Raw genomic sequence first — 22192 nt, 5'->3', positions numbered from 1 at the left:
GCAATTATTTGTTTTCTTTAATTGATTCTTTTGCAGAGACGACCAATTTATCAATAAGACCATATTCAATAGCTTGTTGAGGGCCCATAAAAAAATCACGTTCTGAGTCAAGTTTAATTTTTTCAATAGGTTGGCCAGTACATTCAGCTAATATATGAGCTAAATGGTCTTTTAAGGTAAGAATTTCAGCAGCCTGTAATTGTATATCTGCAGAAGTTCCTATGATTCCCCCAGAAGGTTGATGAATCATCATGCGACTATGAGGTAAAGCAAAACGTTTACCTTTAGTTCCTGCTGCAAGAAGCAAAGCGCCCATTGAAGCAGCTTGTCCAATACAATAGGTGCTCACATCACATCCCAAAAAGCGAATTGTATCATAGATGGCTAAGCCAGCAGTGATATAACCACCAGGAGAATTAATAAAAATTTGAATGTCTTTTTTTGGGTCTTCAGACATTAAGAAAAGCAACTGAGCGATAACTGTATTAGCTAAGCCTTCCGTAATTTCTTGACCTATTATAACAATGCGGTCTTTCAAAAGACGGGAATAAATATCCATGGCACGTTCGCCACGACCAGTATCTTCTACTACATAAGGTACCAAAGCCATAATTAGGTATCCCCTAAAGGTATGCTTAATAAAGGATCAAAGTTTATGCTGATTTTTGGAACAGGTCAAGAATTTTGTGGAGTCTCCTCTACTTTTATTAACGCTATTTCAAAGGCTTTTTTACAAATAAGACGTTCTTTAGCAAAGGCAATCAATTCTCGAATCTCTTGAGTATTCATATCTTTTGTTGAAAGACCTTGTTGAATATTTTCCTGAGCACACTGTTGAATTTCAGCATTCATTTCTTCTTTAGAGATAGCAAGATTTTCTTGAGAGAAAATTTGCTGAGCTAAGAAGAATAATTTCATATTATTATTTGCTTTTAAGGAAAATTCATCGCGAATAGTTTGTTTTTTTTCAGCAAGTTCTTCATCAGAGATACCATTTACAAAACGTAGATTTAATAAATGTTCACGAATAACTTTTTCTAAAGGTTGCTTGTTAACAAAAGAAGCAGGGATGTCAAAATCATAAGCAGCACAAAGCGCTTCTTCTACTTGCTGTAATCTTTTTTCTTTTACATCAAGAGATGATCGATTTTTTAATTGAATGGTTACTTTATTTTGTAAATCTTCTAAAGATTCTGCATGGATAGATTTAAAAAATTCATCATCTAGCTCAGGAAGTTGAGGTGTGACAATATCATTTATTGTGAAAGTAATAGTATCTCCTTGAACCCAAGATGTTATTTCAGGATCTTTGACAACTTCTTCTACTAAAGCACCAATTTTTTTTCCTATAAGAATAGAACGAATAGATGAGCCCAGATCATTGCTTTGCAAAGAAAAACGTTTTTTTTCAAAAAGCGTTACTTGAGAATGAGCAGAAGCAAGAGAAGCAGAAAGAATGATATAATCATCTTCTTGAACGACAGCTTCGTCTGAGTTACGGCTTTCCCATTTAGCAAAAAAGAAACGAATGTGCTCAATTTGTTTAGCAATATCATCATCAGAAATAGGATGAATCTCTTCCTGAGCAGGTATCTTTATATTTTCCCATGATATGACTGGAATAGAAGGAAAACGCTCATAATTTATAGCGATTCGAGCACCTTCTGATTCTGAACATGAAAGAACTTCGACTTTCTGGAGACTATCATTATTAAATAAGCGAGTATTAGTAATAGCAATGCCATCTTTAATAGCATGATCTATCAGAGACCGATGCCAGTCTTTGGTTAGACGTTCTTCATAACGTTGTTTTATAATTTCTGCTGGCGCTTTGCCCTTGCGAAATCCAGGTAAAGAAATTTCTTTACGAAGTTGCTGTAGAGAACTTTCATAAATTTTAAGAGTTTTTGAAGGGAAGAAATGAACTACAGCTTTGACAGCACAGCCAGGTTCTTCTTGAATTTCAACAGTAATATCATCGTTAACAAAAGATGGATTCACAAGGCCTCAATAATACAGAAATGAATTTGAAGGCAAAAATAAGGCATATCATAAAAGAATAAGGTGTCTTATTTTTTGCGTTGAAGGAGTGTTATATCCTTCTAAAAAAACTAAAGCGGGTGATGAGATTCGAACTCACGACTTCCACGTTGGCAACGTGACACTCTACCGCTGAGTTACACCCGCATGAACACTAAAGCAACGCAGAATTTTAAGATGAAAAGGTTTTTTTAGCAAGAAAGATTCTTTTTTAAGGATAATTCATTTCTAATAAAATTTTTCATTGATTTCGAGTCTTACAAAAGGGTACAAGTTAGCAAGACTAGGTCGACCACGTATAGAGGACGAATGCTTAATTTTCGTAAGTTAAGAAGAGATTTTGCTGCTGCCGTTTTACAAGAAGGTAAAGAGCTATTTGATAAAAAATCTATTGTTGACGCAAAAATTTTACACATTGATGGCGAGATTGTTCGGTTAAGCGCGAATATAAAAGGTGCTTATGACAATTGCTATGAAAGTGAAATAGAAATTGATCGGAGTGAATCTGAGACAGTCGATTCTAACTGTGATTGTAGTTATACATATGATTGTCAGCACATTGTGGCATTACTTTTTTATTTAGAAATTCATTTTGATGCGATGGTAGTATCGTATTCTCAAGAAGCGAATTTAGAAGCTGTGCAGAATATTGATGAAGAAGTAAAAAAAGAGCTTAAAGAAGCTTTTGAATATGCAGCTAATAAAGAAGAAGTAAGGAAAGATCAGCAACATCAAAAAGAAATTTTGAGTGAATATATTGCTGCGTCAAAAGTTCTTAGTGCAAGTCCATTTTTCTTGCCAGCTGAACATTTAAAAGAAGATTTAGCAGAGTTAGGAATCATTTTTGTTAGTGGTAGCCGAGAAGAAATTTTTTGCCCATTTCATTCTGTTGATTTTCAAATTTTTCTTAGATTGCCTAATCGGTCAAAACCTATTTATGTTCCAAATGTAAAAGCATTTTTAGAAGCAGTACATTATCAAGAACCAATTGTTTTGTCTGGAAAAAGATTTTTTTTCACCTTAAAATCTTTTGAATCCAGAGATCAGGAAAGCTTACATTTGTTATTTAGGTACGCCTGTTATGCAAATCCTGGCATAGAAGAAAGATTTTTAAAATCAGCACAATTACCAGCTGCTGCATTAGGTAAATTATTAGCTAAAGCATACGATGCTTCATTAATGGCGCCTAGAAATAATTTATTGGTTGTTTCGGATGGTAAACAACCTTTTGCGGGGTTATTTTTAGGTAATTTAGAAGACCCTTTATGGTGGTCTTCAATACCATCTAAAGTAAAATTTATATTAGATCGTTTTGAATCTCCTTATCGGGCTTTATTATTAACTCCATTGATTTCATTTGGTGAAGAAGAGACTTCTCCAGAAAAATTATTTTTGTTGGAGTCAGATGCACCTGGTTTGATTCATGAAGCTGTCTATTATCGTTTTGTTCCTCAGATTAAAAGAAATCATTTAAGATCTCTTTTAAGACTTCGAGAAATTACAGTTCCAGAAGCTCTTTTTGGTACTTTTGTTGAAAATGCTTTGCCTGTATTGAAAAGTTATGCAGATGTCATTAATACAGAGGTGTTAGATTCAGTTACTACCTTGCCATATGTAGGAAATATTCAAGGTGTATGCGAGATGAGTTATTTAAATGGAGAGTTAGAGGCACATCTATTTTTCATTTATAATGATGCTAAAATTTCTGTAGCGTCTAATCAGCTACAATATAAAACTGTAGCAGGCTTCATTGGAACAGATGGTATTTTATCAAGAAATTTAGTAGAAGAAAGAAAGATCTCTGAAGAGGTGTTCGCTGATTTTATTTATGATGAGAAGGATGGAGTTTATCGCTTAAAAAGTGAGAAAAAGATCGTTGATTTTATGACAGAAACGATTCCTAAAAATCAATATAGAATGACATTTCAGTGTCCAGAAAATTTGTCAGAACAATTTATATATGATGAAACTCATTTTGAGTTAGATTTCCAATGTAGTGATTCAGTGGATACGTATGAAGTTCGTCTTAAAGTAAATGGCTTATTAAAAGGTATTCATTTAGATCTACTATGGGACTGTATAGGTTCTAAAAAATGTTATGTAGAACTACCTGTTAAACGTTGTAATAATGTGTTAAAGGCTAAAAAAAGCTATAAACATATACCTACAAAATTACCACGTATTTTGGTCTTAGATTTAGAAAAACTTGTTCCATTAGTTCAAATTTTTAATGAGATAGGATTTCGTGTTTTAGATGATATGGTAGAAAAGCGACCATTGTGGAGTTTGACAAGTATTCATCAAGATCAGTTTGAGTCATTGCCTATTACTATGACGATATGTCCAGAATTAGAAGAAATTCAAAAACAGATTAGAGGAGAAATTTCCTTTGATGCTAAAGATATTCCAATGGCTATTCGGGCAACACTAAGAAAATATCAAGTGGAAGGTGTTCAATGGCTAGAAAGACTTCGCAAGATGCACTTGAATGGAATTTTAGCAGATGATATGGGATTGGGGAAAACGTTACAGGCTATCATTGCTATTACACAAAGTAAAGCAGAGAACCCAAAAGCACAGTCCTTAGTCGTTTGCCCAACATCTTTAGTATATAATTGGAAAGAGGAATTTCGCAAATTTAATCCAGAATTAGAGACATTAGCAGTGGATGGTATTCCAATGCAAAGACGGAAGCAGCTAAAGTCGTTGGAGCATTATGATGTTATTATTACTTCCTATAATCTTTTACAAAAGGATATAGAGATCTATAAAGACATTAAGTTTGATTATATGATTTTAGATGAAGCGCACCATATCAAAAATAGAACAACAAGAAACGCTAAATCTGTAAAAGCTATAGCTGCGACTCATCGATTAATATTAACAGGAACCCCTATAGAAAATTCATTAGAAGAGCTTTGGAGTTTATTTGACTTCTTAATGCCAGGATTTTTAAGTACTTATGATCGATTTGTTGGGAAATATATCCGTAATTGTGGATTTATGGGCAATAAGACAGATAATTTAGAAGCTTTAAAAAAGAAAGTAGCACCTTTTATCTTAAGACGTATGAAAGAGGATGTATTAGAAGACCTTCCACCAGTGTCAGAAATTTTGTATCATTGTCATTTAACCGATTCACAGAAAGAGTTGTATCAATCTTATGCTGCATCAGCCAAAGTGGAATTATCACGCTTAGTAAAACAAGAAGGCTTTGATAAGATTCATATTCATGTATTAGCTACATTGACTCGATTAAAACAAATTTGTTGTCATCCAGCAATTTTTGCAAAAGATAAGCATGAAGCTGGTGATTCTGCTAAATATGATATGTTAATAGAATTGTTACTTTCCTTAATTGAGGGTGGCCATAAAACAGTTGTTTTCAGTCAATATACAAAAATGTTAACTATTATGAAGACTGATCTTGAGGAAAGAGGTATAGCCTTTATGTATTTAGATGGGTCTACAAAAAATCGATTGGATATTGTGAATCGATTTAATGATGATCCAAATATCCCTATCTTTCTTGTTTCATTGAAAGCAGGAGGAACAGGCTTAAACTTAGTGGGAGCTGATACAGTTATTCATTATGATATGTGGTGGAATCCTGCTGTAGAGAATCAGGCCACAGATCGTGTGCGTAGAATAGGTCAGCGTCGTTCAGTGTCGTCTTATAAATTGGTAACATTGAATACAATAGAAGAAAAGATTTTGCAAATGCAAAATAAGAAAAGATCCTTGGTTAAGAAAGTCATCAGTACTGATGATGAGGTTATTTATAAATTGACCTGGGAAGAAGTATTAGAATTATTGCAGACTTAGGTAGGGTATGACTCATAACCGACATCATCATTGGAAAACGTTTTGTAACGCTATGTATAACACAACGTTAAAACGTTTAGATAAAGTATTTAACTTTTTTTCTGGAAATGTAGGAATTGACTTAGGTACAGCAAACACGCTAGTTTATGTTCGTGGGCGAGGAATTGTTTTAAGTGAACCTTCTGTGGTAGCAGTAGATGCACAAACAGGAGAAGTTCTTGCTGTCGGGCATAAGGCCAAAGCTATGTTAGGCAAAACACCAAGAAAGATTTTAGCTGTTCGTCCTATGAAAGATGGGGTAATTGCTGATTTTGAAATTGCTGAAGGAATGTTAAAAGCTTTAATTAAACGGGTTACTCCAGCAAGAAGTTTATTTCGGCCTAAAATTTTAATAGCTGTCCCATCAGGTATTACAGGCGTAGAAAAAAGAGCAGTAGAAGATTCAGCCCTACATGCTGGAGCACAAGAAGTTATTTTAATTGAAGAGCCAATGGCAGCTGCTATTGGTGTAGATTTACCTGTTCATGAACCTGCTGCAAGTATGATTATTGATATTGGTGGTGGGACTACAGAAATAGCTATTATTTCATTAGGTGGTATTGTTGAATCGCGATCTCTTCGAATCGCAGGGGATGAATTCGATGAATGCATCATTAATTATATGCGTAGAACATATAATTTAATGATTGGACCTCGTACTGCTGAAGAAATTAAAATTACCATAGGCTCTGCTTTTCCATTAGGGGATAAAGAGTTAGAGATGGAAGTAAGAGGTCGTGATCAAGTAGCAGGACTTCCAATTACTAAACGTATTAATTCTGTCGAAATTAGAGAGTGTTTAGCAGAGCCTATTCAACAAATCATAGAATGTGTTCGATTAACTCTAGAAAAATGTCCACCTGAACTTTCTGCAGATTTAGTAGAAAGAGGAATGGTTTTAGCAGGAGGAGGAGCTCTTATTAAAGGACTGGATAGAGCTCTTACAAAAAACACAGGATTGCCTGTAATTATAGCGCCACATCCATTATTAGCAGTTTGTTTAGGTACAGGAAAAGCTTTAGAGCATTTAGATAAATTTAAAAAGAAACGTGGTCTTCTATAGAGTCAATCTATAGAGATTATATTTATGAAGGTCTTATAATAAAATTTATGTAAAATTGTTTTACATAAATTTTTTTATTGGCCATTTCTTCCATCATGGTATCGTGGTCTTCGCTTCATAAAATCATGCTTTTATATATTTAATTTATTGTTTTTTATAAGAGGTTTTTAATCATAGAGTTGACTCTTTTATTGCTTTAGTGGCTTTTTTTAATCTATTTTTTATAATTTATTTTTAATAAAATGAAATAAATATAAAAGGTTTCAATTATGTCTTTGGAGATATTATCTGGTATAAAACAGAATTTTCCACACTTAATCGAAATGACATTAACAAATCAATTTTCAGCCAAATTTTCCCGATTAGATCATTATTCTGATTTAAAAAATTTATGTGATTATCATTCATCTGTATCTTTATTCAATCAATTACAGCCAGTTCAAAATGTATTAAAAATATTAGCAACGAAAGATACTTGTATAGAGCGTAAAAAATTAATTAATCAGGAAAGCCTTAATTATAAAATATTAGAAAAAGAAGAGCTGAGTTTAAAGGTACTTGGCAGCACTTCTCCTTCAACAACAGTAACATCAGCAGTCGGATCATTAAGTTTTTCAGGTGAACTCAATAACGATACGATGGTGGTAGCTTATAAATTATGGAAAATTGTTAATGGCTTACAAGATAGCTTATCGAACAGTAATTTAATTCAAACATTAGATGGGGTAGTCACTAAATTATCAAATTTAGTAGACAAAGGAATAGCCGGAAAATTATCTCTTAGTGATGCTAATTTTGTAAATGAACTGCCTTCTTTTATTGGAGAACAAGCAAGTAGTATCTGGAGTCAAAAACAAGAAGCTGCATTTTGGACCTCTGTAAAAACATTATTCAAGAAAGTTGTAGAGGTGGCAAAGGCAAAAATTGCAACTTTTGAGGAAAAAGCAGCTTCTCTTGAAAATTATTTCAATATGTTTCTTACCCTTTCTCAAGGACAACAGTTAGTTGAAGAAGCTGTAAAGACTATTCAACAGCAAGTTAACTTGATTGTTTCAACAGCAATAACACCTGGAATTGATGTTGTAACATATGGATTAATGAACAGTGGGAATGATATTTTACAAATTCTTTCTGATCTAAAGAACACTATTTATGATAATTTAAAAGCAGGGACTACTCCAAGCGCATTAAAAAACTATTCAGAAGAGTTAAAAAGCTATATTAACACATTGCTAGAAATGCCTTTATCTAATACTTATAGCTTAGGATTTTTTATGGGAATCCAAGAAAGTATTTATCAGTTGCGAAATAAATTAGCAGAAAATCAAGGGATAGCAGAAAGAGCTGATATTGTTAGTACAGTAGGAAAAATTACGATAAATGATTATTTTTCTACTGATTTATCAGATCCAATTACTAAGTTCAAGGATTCGTTAAATAATACAACTCTCAATCCAACAGGAGCGCAACAGCTAAGTTGTTTTGACCAAGTGTTCTTTGTTCGCATAGCGCCTGCTGCAGATGAATATGAAGTAGATTCAAAGGTTTCTCTGGCTATTTATAAGTCATTAGCTAAATTACAATTAAGTAAACTACAGGCTCATCTTGTGACACAAGAAGAAGCAAAAACAAAATGTAATACAAAGTATGAAGAAGCGCAATCAACACTAACAAGTGACTATCAGAGCAAGTTACAGGGAATTCAAGAGAAAAAAAATCTTTTACAAGGATATCAGTCTATAGTCGATGTTGCTAGCGCAGGGTTAAATGCATATGATGTATTAGCATCTAAATATCAATCTTTAATGATTAATAATTTCATTCCTAAACAAGATCGTTATCTTAATTCGATGGTGCATGATATGAATTACGCAGGGGTGGGAATGGACCTGTATAATCAACTGAGAGCCAAGCTACCAGGAGTTGTTTCTGCTGTTGCTCACTATAATTTAAGTAATTGCTTGAACCAAGCAAATACTCAGAATATTACATCTGCATTTGATGTAACTAGATCAGCATTAACAGCTTCTAGACGTCGTATATATAATGATCTTGTTTTAGTAGATGATGCATTAAGGCTATGTAATCAATTAATAATAAATATGGAAGATGATGTTAAATTTGGTTCTTTAGAAAAAAATCAATTGATTATGGAATTAACTAATATGAAATATTCCTTAACAGCTGCAGCAGATCAAGGAACTAAATTATACAATTTTGTAAATCTTCTATCAATTACTGGCATAACAGATAAAACAAAAACAAATATTTTTAATGTGGAAGGGCCAGCAGAATGGCCTTATGCATTACCTTTTTTAGAACAGCAATTTATTACAGGTAATAAAAAGCAGATCTTTGAAGGAGGAATATCCACTATTGGGAATCTTTTACAGAGTGGTTATGCTAATTATGCTGATCAAGGCCAAGCGCAGCAATTAACATTGAACCTAGAAGTAAATGCTGTACAACAGGAATGGACGATTATTACAACAGGACTACATTTATTAGGAAGATTGTACATGACATTAGCCAGTAAATTTAAATGTAAAAGATCTCATTAATTATAAACTCTTTGGAGAAGATAATGTACGTCAGTAGCTCAAATGATCTATATCAGAACCCATCAGGACAAGAAGGTATAGATTCCATTAATCCTTCACTAGACATGAATGTACAAGCAAGTTTTTTTTCAATGAATGATCTAGAGGGCTATCAAATGTTATTGGATAAGCAGCAAATGCTTAAACAACTAGTATTAATGTTAGATAACGTAGAAATTTTCCAATCTCAAGAAACCGCTTTTTCTGCAGAAAAAGATTTATTAATGACTGCAACTACTATGGCATTGCTACAAAATATGACAGTAGCTGCTAAACAAGCAGATGAACGTAAGGTAGCCCGTGATTATGATCGCAAGCAATCAGAAGCATCAGGTTATTCAGCGCAAGCTTTAGAGGACCTTTCTTCTCTTTTATTAAATATTCAACCTAATTATTTAGGAGCAGTGACTGTAAGTACTCCTGCTACAGGAGAAGTAGCCACTACAGTGCCGCTTCCAAGCGCTTTTTATAATGCTATTTTATTAGATTATATTCCTAAACAAGAAGGTAATTTACTGCTTTTAGCAGAAGCTTTGAATTATAGTAATTATGGAGTTGGGATCATTGATCAAGTAGTAAGGATTATAAGTAATTTTGCTGAGGCACAAGTTAAATATGATTTGACAGGAGATATTTTGACTTTGCAGCAGATCATCTTACCTGTAGAGATGCAAGAGGTGAAGCAGCGATTGTTAGCAGAAATTAATCAACAAAAGGCAGATACATCTAGTGTGAAGACTGCCAAGAGTATTGTAGAGAATATTCTTTTGCAAATTCCACAAAATACTAATTTGACGAATGATCAACAAACAACTTTAACTAATCTCTTTAAAGATTATTTAAAAACCTTCGATGCAATTAAAAAACAGCTTGATACTTTAGGAACAAGTCTATCATCAATAGAAATTATAGCTCCTACAGCAAATACATCATTTAAAGTAAAATCTAGTGATTTAGATTGGTATGGAACTCTTAAAAAAGCTGAAGATGAACTTATTAATGGGGATGGATCAGAGAATCCAGGAGGAATGGGAATTTTTATAGAAAAAGTGATTCAAGATCAGCAATCATTACAGGATATTAGTCAAATGCAACAGATGGCGTTACAGTTGAATTTAGCAGGAATGTCTCAACAGTGGACTGTGGTTTCTACTTCTTTAATGGTTTTATATAAGATGTATCGAAGTTTGATCGAAGAGGTAAGAGGATAAAAAATATAGTAGCTAGAAGAGAACTTTCATATCCACATGGATAGCAGATTGTTGTCCCCAGCGGCCTTCTACAGTAACAGAAGTATTATTGCCAACAAGATAGCTCATTCCACAAGCAACAGAAAGTATTTTGGTGCTTTCTATATCTCGCATAATAAAGTTCCAATCTAAGTATGCAGTAGAGAATTCTTTAAATATATTTTCAGGTTGAGAGGGTTCTATAATTGAATATCCAGCAATTATGCTTACATAAGGAAAACAGTAATTATTAACCCGAGTACACATGCTTAAAGAAGTAGACCAATCTTGATAGCGCAAAATATGAGGACTTTCTTCAAAATAAACTTCTGGAGCATCTACCTGAAAAAGAATAGTTTGATGCATTTTTGGAAATGCAGTGGTATATTCTGCAGAAACTCCCATGACAATATCGTTGCGTCTATATAAAATTTTCTTAATTCCAACGTTATAAGAAAGTCCTATATCTGTAAGAATATCCATCATGCCTGTAGAAGTATTAGGTTCATCAGATGCTGTAGGCACACGAAAGCCTAATAATGGTAAGGAAAGGTGCATAGATGTTGCTCCTACTACTCCAAATACTTCCCAATCCCAAACAGATAAGCATTTTTCTGTGTCATTGCCTTGAAAATTTATAGTGAATGAAACGCCAGAATGAGATAGAGACATCTCTCTAACAGGCACACTAATTTTAATAATATCACCAAGATAAAGAGGAACCTTATGGATACTCATTTTTTTCTTAAAGATATAATCGCCATAAAAGCCACATTTTACTCCCATAGAAAATGGACTTGTATATTCAGAGTAATCTTTAAGAATCGTAGGAGTATCATATAAAGGTCCAGTACAGATGCCCCAAGTGCTATAACTTAGTAAGATAGGGTCTGCAGGGTTTCCAGCTGGGGATGCTTGAAGATCTAAAGAAATAATAGAAAATATGGATAGTAAAATGCTAACTACTTGAGAGAGAAGTCGATTATGTAGAAATTTTAGCATCATACTATTTTAAACTCTTAATAAAGAATAAGATCTATAGGATAGGCAAGAGAGTTAAATACCTCTAAGATCTTACAAATTTCAACTCTATTAAAAAATAAAATTGCGAGCAATTAAAAAGAAAAATAATCAAAGATGTTCTTCTTTAATTTCACGGCTTAATAGTAATTTAAGTGCATGTATAGAAGATTGTTTCTTATAAATCACATTAAAAATACCTTTTATGATAGGCATATCAATATGATGAGTTGCAGCCATTTGCATAGCAGATACAACAGTATAGGCACCTTCTACAACCATACCTATTTGTTCTTTTGCTGATTCAACAGTAGTACCTTGGGCGAGTAATTGTCCAAAAGAATAATTACGACTAAGGCCACAAAAGCATGTAACACATAGATCACCCATCCCAGATAATCCAGTAATGGTTGTGTCTTTACATCCTAGAGCACGTCCTAGTTTACGTATTTCATGAAGACCACGGGTAACCAAACCAGACTTTGCATTATATCCCAGATTCATGCCATCAGATATACCAGCAGCAATAGCGATTACATTCTTAAGAGCGCCACCTAATTCAACGCCTTTGATGTCAGCGTTTGGATATACTCTAAAAGATTCAGATGAAAAAGTTTCTTGAATAAGAGGAAGAATGTCTGGATTATAAGAAGAGCAAACCACAGAACAAGGAAGTCCTTTCATGACTTCTCCAGCAATAGAAGGACCACTTAAAGATCCAATGAACGCAGTAGACTCGGGGCCTAAAATTTCTTGAGCAATTTCACTTAATAATAATTGTGAATCTTGTTCAATGCCTTTAGAAGTTAAGACAAAGGGACAGGATAAGGATGTTATACTATCTTTTATTTGGTTACATACAGGGCGAATACCTTGTGAAGAGACACTCTCAATAATCAAGTCAACAGAGTCTAATGTTGCAGTTAAGTCATTAGAAAATGATAAATTTGGGGAAATAGGGACGCCTGGAAATTTTGGATGTTCTTTTTTTGATGAGAGGAATTGAATAATATCAGAACGATGACTCCACATCTTAACAAGATGACCTTGTTTGGCTAAAAGAGAGGCTAAGCAGAATCCCCATGCCCCTATACCTAGGTAGGCAATATTTTTTTGCATAATACCTCAGCACATGAGTTTAAAAAGAAAACTTTCTGTTCCCAGTTTTCTATTGTTTGTGATGAAGGGTAATAAAAATCAGCATCAACTTCAAGAACTTCGTTTGAAAGATTTGTTTTACCAATGAGATTAGTCACAAGGTTTTTTTCATGGGTCATAACAATTTTTTGAACGTCTTCAGGGTTATTAACTCCTTTTAAAGTTTTTAATGGGGCAAAACATTCATATCGATTATAAACAAGGGTGCTTACTTTATCTGTAAAGGCAAAAAGATCAAAAAGGAAATATTCAAATTTCCAGCAAGGAACAAGAGACATGTTGCAAGGGGTGCGCTTGTAAACTTTATGTAATGATAGAGGGAGTTGGCTGCTTTGTTTTAAAAAATCTGAAGAAAAACAATACATGCCACTATTCACTAAAGGGTAAGATTGTAGGTCTAGGTTTGTTTTTTGTCTTTCATCTAGGTCTGAGTAATCAACAATTAATGTTCTTTGGCGTTCATCTTTTACTAAAATACCAACAGATTCATGGGAATGAGTAGAAGAAATGGCTTTAATAGTAACATCTGATTTCTGAGTTGCATGATAAGCAAATAATACAGGGTCAAAAGGTAAGGCAAGAGGGTTGTCTACAGGAATGATATTTATCATTTCAACTCCAGCTTTTTTCCATTGATCAAGAATAGTACTTTTATCAAAAGCTTGAGGAAGAGCTCCATTCCCTAAAGAATCAGCTGCAATAGTATAGGGATTTTGTAAAAATAAAGATCCTGCATTATTAAATAAAGGTGCTGTTGGTGAAATAAAGAAAAAGATTTGATCGCGGTCTAATCCAAAAAATTTATGTTTTTGAAAATAACGAAGAACTGGAGAAAAATTTTCTGGAGAAAGCATAAATGCAATAGGTAATTTTTGATTGCAAAGAGTGCTGGCTGCACAGGTTTTTTCACAAATAAGTTGGAATAAAGATTTATTTTTGACTAAAGATATTGGAAATGTTCCTTTTGGATTGTTAGGGTCTAATCGAGAGCCACGACCAGCAGCCATTATAATACAGCCAGTTTTTCCTTGAGCCATTAATTTGACTCCATCTGCATGTAAAAAAGAGTGATCTTTTTCTAAAGGCGCATTTTTTAAAGGAGTATAAGAAAGCCTTTTCTTGGGAAGACGTAGAGTTCTACGTTGTCTTTTAAAAAGGTTAATATCTAAGGATTGTATTTGGTGCAATAAATGCAGTTGCTCTGTGAAAGCAAGAGTATAAAAATGTTCAAAAATTTTTTCTTGTCCAAGGCTAGAAAGAAGACGATGACAAGAAAAAAATGTTTCAGAAAGTATTTTTTTTGAAAAAGAAGACACTGGATAATACATGGTTGTTAATCTGTCTTTTTCGAAGTTCTACGCTTTTTTTTCAATCTCTTTTATTAAAGAAATTATTTTATCAAAAGAAAAGGTTAGTAAGAAAATAGGTCCATATTATGGGAAGTTCCATGTGAAGGAGGATTATCTACATCTACCTTGACACTGATTTCTGGACTTAAAAATTTATTTAACACGTTTTGAATAGCAGAGAGAGTAGATCCCATAGCTGAAAAACAGCCTGTACAATTTCCACCATAAGCTATGGTGACTTCATCATTATTAAGTGAAATAACAGTTACATCTCCTCCATCCATAGAAACATAAGGACGAATGTGATTATCTAAGACCATATTGATCATTATAATTTTATCAGCTTCAGAACGTTTAGGCCAATCATTACAGAGGCGTTCATCTACTTCTTCCATCATTGAAGGGAAAGGGGATGAAAAATTTCTAACAGGAAGATCAGAGCAATTATCAAGAGCTTCTGCTAAAGCATCTAAAGAAAAATTTAAATAACTTTGTGTGTCAAAGGGGAATGCGGAAGTGCTTGTTTTATCTGATAAATGCTTATCAATATCATTTATAGATAAGCGACTAGCTTCTTGATAATTTTTTCCTATGACCAATTCACAAAGTGCGTCTGCAGAAGCAATAAGAGATGAATGACCAAATACTGTAAATCTTGCATCAACAATCATTCCATCAGTTTCATCTACTAAAAGATAAAAAACAATTTGATTGCCAATAATCTTATCTCCTTGAAAGCCTATTACACAGCGCATGTCTCTTTGAGAAGATTCATTTTCAGAAAAAAATCCTGGAGATATAGGAGAAAGAATACGGCGAATCATTTTTTTAGAATAACGATGCCAACTTTGATGAGGGTGATAAAACATAGATCAAGAGGGTTAGTCAGAAAGTATAGGTTGATAAGAACGTTTTTTTAATTGGGTAATGCAATCTGTAATAGCATTGATTGTAGCTATAACTTCTTCCTGAGTTGTTAAGCGAGACAAAGCAAAGCTTATCGTGCTATGACATAAAAGTGGAGATATACCACAAGCTTGGAGGACCATTGAAAGTCCTTGAAAATTTCCATACCCAATACTTCCATAAATATTTTTTTGATAAAGAAGAAAAGCAAGTGTTTCAGCAGAGATATCAGAAAAATTAATAAGAGAGACATTGGGGAGTCGCTCTTGCTCTTTAAACAAGATTTGGATACCAGGAATAGCTTGGCTAAGACTTTCTTCAAAAAAATTGCGTAATCTAAGTGTTTCCATACACATACGATCTTGTTGAGAAGACATTTCAAAAGCAGCTTCTCCAAGGACTATAGGTAATGCGGGATGATAGGTATTAGAAAAAAAATTTTGATTTAAAGAGTTAGAAAATAACAAAGAGTCAGTAATCAATTGATTTTTAATAAAAATTCCACCAGTGCCAGATAATGAATGCAAAGGAAGGCCATCAAAAGAAAGAAAATCAGGAAAATGTACTTCAAAAGGGTAATAGCCTTTTCCTAGTATATGTGTAGCATTTACATGAATTAAAGCGCCTTTATCTTGGCAGACTTCCATAATTTCATTGAGAGGATGGATGATGCCAGTCAATCCATCTGCCCAAGGCATGGAAATAATAGAAGCTTTATTATTAATAGCAGTTTCAACAGCCTTTGCAGTAATAACACCATTTTCATTAGTTCTTATCCAATCATAATGGGCATTATATCGTTGTAGTTCGTTTAAGATATGAATGGTGGCTTGTTCATCAGTTGATGGAATAGCAATACGTTTGATTATTTTTTTATGAATACCTTGTAGAAAAAGATATAAAAAAACATTTTTGATGGCTTCTGTTCCAGAAGAAGTAAAGAAAAATTGATAAGAATCATCAATGTTAGCTAATTGTCTTAAATGTTTTTCTGCGTCTTTAGCGCCCTGAGTAAATTTATCAAACTGGGTTGATACAGGAAATGCATTAGAAAATGATTGAAATGTTTTAAATAGCTTTTCATTAGGATGAGCAGCTTGTTGGTTATTTAGCCAGATCATCATGAATTTAAAAAATCTTTTTGATTACAATCATAAATAAAAGGTTTTCCTGTTGGCAGCTCTAATTTAAGTACTTGTTCGCTAGAAAGATTATCTATAAACATCATTAGGGACCGAAGAGAATTTCCATGTGCGCAAATAAAAATACTTTTATCCTTTTTTAATAAAGGGACAATAGTCTCTTTAAAAAAAGGAATAACACGAGCAGCAGTATCTTTTAAGCTTTCTCCTCTAGGAGGCGCGATATCAAAGCTTCTTCTCCAGATATGAACTTGTTCTTTTCCAAAAATTTCTTCTGCATGACTTTTGTTTGTACCTTGGAGTTCTCCATATGCGCGTTCTTTTAGAGCAGCAGATTCATAGACAGGAAGAGAAGATTCTACTTCTGTGGGATTTGTAAATCCAAGAAGGCCATCACTATTTACTCTAATAGGAGTTTTCTGATCCTTATGTCGGGATATAGCTAGTACAGCTGTCATTAAAGATCGCATAAGAGTAGAGCAAAAGATTAGATCAATAGGTTCATTTTGAAGTAGATCACCAGCAGCGAATGCTTCTTGTATTCCTTCTGAAGATAATGGCACATCAACCCATCCTGTAAAAAGATTTTTTTTATTCCATACAGACTGGCCATGGCGTAATAAAATTAATTTTTTCATGAGAAAACCCCATTAATTATGGTTAAAAGAAGGAAAAGGGATGATATTTTCAAAGATAAAATTATTTTATCTTATCGTTATTAGACTCTTATTATGTTTCTTGGCAAAATACATATTCTTCAACTTTTTTGCGAGAGCTTGTTTTAGAAAGTGAAAGTACGACTCAATAAATTTTTAGCCACTTCAGGAGTAGCTTCCAGACGATGGTGTGATGAAGCCATTTTAGAAGGTGAAGTCACTGTTAATGGCTACCGTGTGATGTTACCCCAAACATTAGTAGATCCTTCTGTTGATAAAATTTGTTTTAGAAGAAAGCAGGTCCGTCAAGAAGATCTAGTATATTTTTTATTACATAAGCCATTTAATTATGTTTGCTCTGCAGCACGGCTCTTTACAGGAACAAAGTTAGTCACTGATATATTTAAACATTTACCTTATAGGTTATTTAATGTTGGTCGATTAGATAAAGAGACTACAGGGCTTATTTTAATGACTAATGATGGTCTTTTTGCTAATAAAGCCATTCATCCATCTTATAATATTACTAAAGAATATTTGCTTAAAGTGCGCCAAGATATTACAGATACGCATTTAAAAAAATTAACAGCAGGTACTTTTGTTGAAGGAGTATTTGTTAAGCCAGTTAGTGTCAAAAAAGTTCGGAAAGGGACATTAAAGATCACAGTTAAAGAAGGCAAAAAACATGAAATCAGGATTTTAGCAGCACATGCGTCTCTTGATTTATTGGAATTAGTGCGTATTCGTATTGGATCTTTAGTTTTGGGTTCTTTGAAACCAGGAGAATACCGACCATTAACTCCTTGTGAAATAGAGGAAATTCTTTTAAAAGAAAAAAGAACAGATAAACTACGCAAACGTCCAATAGAAACAGATACATAGTTGCTATGAATTTAATTTTTCCCCTTCTTATTTTATGTATATTTGTGGGAATAGGCTTAGGATTTTTTTTACGGTTACGTTATTTAGGGCAATTAGTCTTTAGTGCTTGGTCTCCATTAATAGAAAGCTATGAAAGAAAATGGAGAGAATTAAGAGAGCTACAAGAACTTGTTGGGTTAGAAGTGTCTCAAAATTCGTCTTTAAAAAAATATTTTATTCAAAAAAAAGATGATTATAAGAAGATAACTGCTGGATCTCTTTGTCGTAATGCCTCAACTATTAGAAAAATATGGAGTTGCTATCATAATTTAGAAGAAGATACTCAGTATATTTATGATACAGTAGCTATTTTTGAGCCTAAGACAAATAAAAGTAAAAAATTATTTTTAGATGTTTTAGAGAATTTATGGGCAACTGAGAATAAAATAGCCTACCATTCTTTTCGTTATAAAGAGTGTGTTTGTTCATATAATGGTTTATTTCAGCGTATTTTATTTTCTTCTTTTTTAAAATTTTTTGGATGGGAAGCTTCTTTACCATTACCAAAAAAACTATGATTCCTTCTTAATAGACGTTATCTCAGCATGTAATTGTTGGGTGATTGTATATAATAAATTTTTACAGTCTGTCATGACATTTGTTTCATTGAAAATAGATGTTGCAGGTTGAGAGATAGTTTCAAGAAATGTTGCTGAAGAATTTACATTCAGTCCAATACCAATAATAACGAGAGTTTGATCGTTATGAGAAATGGTTTCTGTCAAGATACCAGCAATTTTTTTCCCATTTATAAATAGATCATTAGGTTTTTTGATAGTGGAGTTAATTCCATAACAAAGAAGAATTTTTTTCATTATTTGGCTAGTAAGAGCAGTTAACCACAAGGGGTCCACTGTATTTTTAGGCATAAAAAAACATACTGAAAAGGCAAGATCATTTTTTGAAGATAACCATTGTCTAGAAGATGTCCCACGACCATTTGTTTGTAGATCTGTTGAAATAATAGTGAATAAACCTAAAGATTTTATTGATAAATGTGATTTTGCATAATCATTTGTAGAAGTTGTAATGGGAAGATGAAGGTAAGCTAATTTCATACTAGAGGTTAGTTAAGGTGTAAAGAGGAGTAATTATGCATATATGTTCTTATTTCAAAAAGTTAGATTGGCGATTTTTTCCTGTTATTATTAGCTTAATGTTTATTAGTCTTTTAATTATCTCTTCGATGGATTTTTCAGCTAATGATAGACAAGGTCATTTCTTTGGCCCTAAGACTTTAGGGCAATTAAAACATTTTATTCTAGGGTGGGGAGTATTTTTCTTAGTTGCAAGGTATGACTATGCTAAATTGAAAGACACTTCTATCTTACTTTATGGAGTCGTGATTGTTGCTTTGCTTGGAGTGTTTTTTGTTCCAAGTATTCAAAATGTACATAGATGGTACCGGGTGCCATTTATAGGAATGAGCCTTCAACCATCTGAATATGCTAAGCCAGCTCTTATTATTATATTAAGTAGCTTCTTAGATAAAAAAGAAGAAGAAGCTTCTTCTCTAAAGACAGCAATTACAGCTATTTCTATTATTTTTTTGCCTTTCATACTAATTTTAAAAGAACCAGATTTAGGGACAGCCCTTGTTCTTATTCCTATTACATTAGGTGTTTTTTATTTAGGTAATGTTAAGGCTAGCATTGTTAAAATTGGTAGTTATGGAGGATTAGTAGGTTTATTATTAATTTTAGCTATTTTTATAGGGCCACTTGCTCCAGAGGTGATTCAACCTTATGCGCAAAAAATATTAAAGCCTTATCAATATGCTCGGTTAATGCCAAATAATCATCATCAATGGGCATCAGTTACAGCTATTGGCACTGGTGGGGTATTTGGAAAAGGATGGCGATCAGGAGATTTTGCAGGAAGGGGTTGGTTACCATATGCTCATACAGATTCTGTATTTTCTGCTTTTGGAGAAGAGTTTGGTTTAGTTGGGATGGTGTTTCTTTTGGGGTTATTTTATTCTCTTATCTATTTCAGTTGTCAGATCACAGCAGTTGCAAAAGATTCTTTTGGGAGATTACTTTCAGCAGGTATCACAGTTTATATGGCAGTACACATACTCATTAATATTGGGATGATGTGTGGGTTGCTTCCAGTAACAGGAGTTCCATTGATTATGGTTTCTTATGGAGGATCATCTGTTGTAGCAACTATGGGGGCTTTGGGATTACTACAGAGTGTCTACAGCAGGCGTTTTACTCCTTAGTACGCTTGATATTTCTTAATAATCTTAACGCGTTTAATCCAACAAAAATTGTACCGCCTTCATGTAAAATCACAGCTAACCATAAAGGAATAATACCTAATAGTGCAGGTAATGAAATACCACAAATAACAGATCCAGCAATCATAAGATTTTGAGTAACAATACGACGAGTTTGACTGGCTTTTGAAATTAAATGCACAAGAGTGGAAATATTATCTTGCAAGAGAACAATATCAGCAGCTTCTGTTGCTGTTGGGCTGCCCCCTTGTCCCATTGCTATTCCTACAGTAGCATAGGCTAAAGCAGGGGCATCATTCATTCCATCTCCAACCATGATTAAAGAGCTTTTAGAAGCCAGTTCTTTAATTTTATTTAATTTATCTTCAGGGCGCATAGAAAAATAAATTTCTTCTATCCCAGCTGCTAGTCCAACTTGCCGCGCGCTTGTCTCATGATCTCCAGTTAACATGACTATACGCATTTGACAGGTTTTTTTTAGAATAGCCATAGTTTCTGCTATTCCTGGCCGGATAGAATCTTCAAAACAAAATAGTGCTACAGCAGAGCCCATTACAGCAATAGAGCAGATGCGACCCATCTCTAAAGACTCGTTCACTATTTGGTATAGTTTTGTTTTTAATGGTTCTGCAATGTGATTAATAAGGACAGAGGGTTGGCCTATAAGAATGGTTTGATTTTGGTAAGAAGCAGAAGCTCCAAAGCCTGTTAAATTTTTATAATTTTCTACTGCACAAGGAGAAATACCTTTATGTTTTCCAAAATTTACAAAAGCTTTTGCGATGGGATGGTCTGAAAGCTCTCCTATCCCTAGGATAATAGGTAAGAAGAGATCTTCAGAAATATTAAAAACTTCATATTTTACACATGTCAGTTTACCTGTAGTAATGGTTCCAGTTTTATCAAAAGCAATTGTGTCGCAAGAGCTTAAGGCGTCAAGAATAATGCCTCCTTTGATTAATACTCCCATCTTAGCACAAGCATTAATAGCACTCAGATATGCAATAGGAACTGCTAAAATCAATGCACAAGGAGATGCTGCTACTAAAAAGGCTAAGCTTCTATATAGAGAACCTTCTACTCCAAAAAAAGGAATATTATTGAATATGAAGGGAAGGATACAGGCAAATATAGTTGATAAACTAATGATGGAAGAAGCGTAGTAAGAAGATAATTTTCCTAATCGTTGTTGTAATTTTGGCTTAGATTCTTGTGCTTGCATGACAAGGCGAATTGTTTTTTCTAAAGCAGATTCAGCGCCAGTGTTAAGGACTTTCATGATAAAAGATCCTTCTAAATTACGTGCTCCACCAGGAATATGATCCCCAGGGTTACAAGGAATAGGTAATGCTTCTCCTGTAAGTAAACTGAGGTTAAGTGAGGAGTGACCATTTAAAATAACACCATCAAGAGGAACTATTTCACCACTTTTAACAAGAACTGAATCACCAACTTTAATTTCATATATAGATTTTTTGTACCCAGGTTGTGTATCTGTAATGACAGTAGCAAATTCTGGAGCGCCTTTTTTAAGAGCATCCAATGTTCCTGTAGCTTTAGAATTGACAGCACCTCCTAAGCCAGAAGAAATGGCAAAAAGAACTAACAACAAACCCCCTTCTAATTCGCTACCAATGATAACTGAAGCAAATGCTGCAAGAGTCATTAAAACATCAATATTTGCCTTAAATTGAAAAAGTTCTTTTATAGCAATAGATAAAGCTTGGGTTCCACCAAAGAAAAAGGTAAGTAGGCAAAAACAATGCGACCAGGATGCTTTATTTAATAAATGAAATACAAAAGCGCAAATGAGACATCCTGCTGCAGTAAAAGCCATTTTAAGGCTGAAAAAATGATGCCATTTTTTCCCATTAGCATTAAGAAGGAGGGAAAAATCTATTTCAAAAGTATCGTCTTCTTCTTGAACATTAGGCCTTTTTTTAGGTAAAAGGTGCTGAAGAAAGGGAACAGCTTTAGAAAAAAAAGGAAACATCAAAAACTC

Annotated in this window: 17 protein-coding genes and 1 tRNA gene; 7 read left to right on the top strand and 11 right to left on the bottom strand. The window is 33.6% G+C overall.

The window, feature by feature from the left end:
- Nucleotides 1-4 precede the first annotated feature (4 nt).
- The 3 genes from CLAVI_RS00855 to CLAVI_RS00845 all read right to left on the bottom strand — a co-directional run bounded on the left by CLAVI_RS00855 (nucleotide 5) and on the right by CLAVI_RS00845 (nucleotide 2187).
- The gene (locus CLAVI_RS00855) at nucleotides 5-610 is read right to left on the bottom strand and encodes an ATP-dependent Clp protease proteolytic subunit (RefSeq protein WP_194843692.1); all 606 of its coding nucleotides are present in this window, start codon (nucleotides 608-610) and stop codon (nucleotides 5-7) included.
- 65 nt (nucleotides 611-675) lie between these two features.
- Nucleotides 676-2001, bottom strand: a complete 1326-nt coding sequence (tig, locus tag CLAVI_RS00850; protein WP_194843691.1) for a trigger factor — start codon at nucleotides 1999-2001, stop codon at nucleotides 676-678.
- Nucleotides 2002-2115: 114 nt separating this feature from the next.
- Nucleotides 2116-2187 (bottom strand) — tRNA-Gly (locus CLAVI_RS00845).
- A gap of 162 nt (nucleotides 2188-2349) precedes the next feature.
- Here CLAVI_RS00845 and CLAVI_RS00840 point away from each other — a divergent pair.
- From CLAVI_RS00840 to CLAVI_RS00825, 4 genes are all read left to right on the top strand, one after another.
- Nucleotides 2350-5865: a DEAD/DEAH box helicase gene (locus CLAVI_RS00840; protein ID WP_194843690.1), complete on the top strand. Its 3516-nt coding sequence runs from the start codon at nucleotides 2350-2352 to the stop codon at nucleotides 5863-5865.
- Nucleotides 5866-5872: 7 nt separating this feature from the next.
- Nucleotides 5873-6967, top strand: a complete 1095-nt coding sequence (locus CLAVI_RS00835; RefSeq protein WP_407644616.1) for a rod shape-determining protein — start codon at nucleotides 5873-5875, stop codon at nucleotides 6965-6967.
- A 269-nt stretch (nucleotides 6968-7236) separates the two neighbouring features.
- Entirely contained in the window at nucleotides 7237-9528 is a 2292-nt protein-coding gene (locus CLAVI_RS00830; RefSeq protein WP_194843689.1) for a CT620/CT621 family type III secretion system effector, read from the top strand.
- 23 nt (nucleotides 9529-9551) lie between these two features.
- Entirely contained in the window at nucleotides 9552-10778 is a 1227-nt protein-coding gene (locus CLAVI_RS00825; protein WP_194843688.1) for a CT620/CT621 family type III secretion system effector, read from the top strand.
- Nucleotides 10779-10790: 12 nt separating this feature from the next.
- Here CLAVI_RS00825 and CLAVI_RS00820 read toward each other — a convergent pair whose 3' ends face one another.
- The 6 genes from CLAVI_RS00820 to CLAVI_RS00795 form a co-directional block, all read right to left on the bottom strand.
- Nucleotides 10791-11801: a hypothetical protein gene (locus CLAVI_RS00820; RefSeq protein WP_194843687.1), complete on the bottom strand. Its 1011-nt coding sequence runs from the start codon at nucleotides 11799-11801 to the stop codon at nucleotides 10791-10793.
- Nucleotides 11802-11927: 126 nt separating this feature from the next.
- Nucleotides 11928-12935, bottom strand: a complete 1008-nt coding sequence (locus tag CLAVI_RS00815; protein WP_194843686.1) for an NAD(P)H-dependent glycerol-3-phosphate dehydrogenase — start codon at nucleotides 12933-12935, stop codon at nucleotides 11928-11930.
- Nucleotides 12911-14302: a UTP--glucose-1-phosphate uridylyltransferase gene (locus CLAVI_RS00810; protein ID WP_194843685.1), complete on the bottom strand. Its 1392-nt coding sequence runs from the start codon at nucleotides 14300-14302 to the stop codon at nucleotides 12911-12913. The genes CLAVI_RS00815 and CLAVI_RS00810 overlap by 25 nt, the downstream gene beginning before the upstream one ends.
- A gap of 83 nt (nucleotides 14303-14385) precedes the next feature.
- A complete protein-coding gene (locus tag CLAVI_RS00805; RefSeq protein ID WP_194843684.1) occupies nucleotides 14386-15192 on the bottom strand; it encodes a NifU family protein in 807 nt (268 codons plus the stop codon).
- Between the two features lie 12 nt (nucleotides 15193-15204).
- The gene (locus tag CLAVI_RS00800; RefSeq protein ID WP_194843683.1) at nucleotides 15205-16353 is read right to left on the bottom strand and encodes an aminotransferase class V-fold PLP-dependent enzyme; all 1149 of its coding nucleotides are present in this window, start codon (nucleotides 16351-16353) and stop codon (nucleotides 15205-15207) included.
- Entirely contained in the window at nucleotides 16350-17009 is a 660-nt protein-coding gene (locus tag CLAVI_RS00795; protein ID WP_194843682.1) for a 2,3-bisphosphoglycerate-dependent phosphoglycerate mutase, read from the bottom strand. Before CLAVI_RS00795 ends, CLAVI_RS00800 begins: the two co-directional genes overlap by 4 nt.
- A 150-nt stretch (nucleotides 17010-17159) precedes the next feature.
- On the opposite strand from CLAVI_RS00795, the gene CLAVI_RS00790 reads away from it, so the two are divergent.
- Entirely contained in the window at nucleotides 17160-17909 is a 750-nt protein-coding gene (locus CLAVI_RS00790; RefSeq protein WP_194843681.1) for a pseudouridine synthase, read from the top strand.
- Nucleotides 17910-17914: 5 nt separating this feature from the next.
- Nucleotides 17915-18466 carry a hypothetical protein gene (locus CLAVI_RS00785; protein WP_194843680.1) on the top strand — a complete coding sequence of 184 codons (552 nt, stop codon included), beginning with the start codon at nucleotides 17915-17917 and terminating at the stop codon, nucleotides 18464-18466.
- On the opposite strand, the gene CLAVI_RS00780 is transcribed toward CLAVI_RS00785, so the two are convergent.
- Nucleotides 18461-19006 carry a biotin--[acetyl-CoA-carboxylase] ligase gene (locus CLAVI_RS00780; protein ID WP_194843679.1) on the bottom strand — a complete coding sequence of 182 codons (546 nt, stop codon included), beginning with the start codon at nucleotides 19004-19006 and terminating at the stop codon, nucleotides 18461-18463. The two genes, CLAVI_RS00785 and CLAVI_RS00780, sit on opposite strands and share 6 nt — an antisense overlap.
- Before the next feature lie 35 nt (nucleotides 19007-19041).
- Here CLAVI_RS00780 and CLAVI_RS00775 point away from each other — a divergent pair, with 35 nt between their 5' ends.
- The gene (locus tag CLAVI_RS00775; RefSeq protein ID WP_194843678.1) at nucleotides 19042-20172 is read left to right on the top strand and encodes an FtsW/RodA/SpoVE family cell cycle protein; all 1131 of its coding nucleotides are present in this window, start codon (nucleotides 19042-19044) and stop codon (nucleotides 20170-20172) included.
- On the opposite strand, the gene CLAVI_RS00770 is transcribed toward CLAVI_RS00775, so the two are convergent.
- Nucleotides 20162-22183 carry a cation-translocating P-type ATPase gene (locus tag CLAVI_RS00770; RefSeq protein ID WP_228547625.1) on the bottom strand — a complete coding sequence of 674 codons (2022 nt, stop codon included), beginning with the start codon at nucleotides 22181-22183 and terminating at the stop codon, nucleotides 20162-20164. The two genes, CLAVI_RS00775 and CLAVI_RS00770, sit on opposite strands and share 11 nt — an antisense overlap.
- Nucleotides 22184-22192: the final 9 nt, after the last annotated feature.

It is taken from the genome of Candidatus Clavichlamydia salmonicola, from assembly GCF_015356765.1.
Classification (GTDB): domain Bacteria; phylum Chlamydiota; class Chlamydiia; order Chlamydiales; family Chlamydiaceae; genus Clavichlamydia; species Clavichlamydia salmonicola.
Note: the sequence above shows the minus strand (reverse complement) of the source record. Positions and strands in the feature narration are given on the sequence as shown.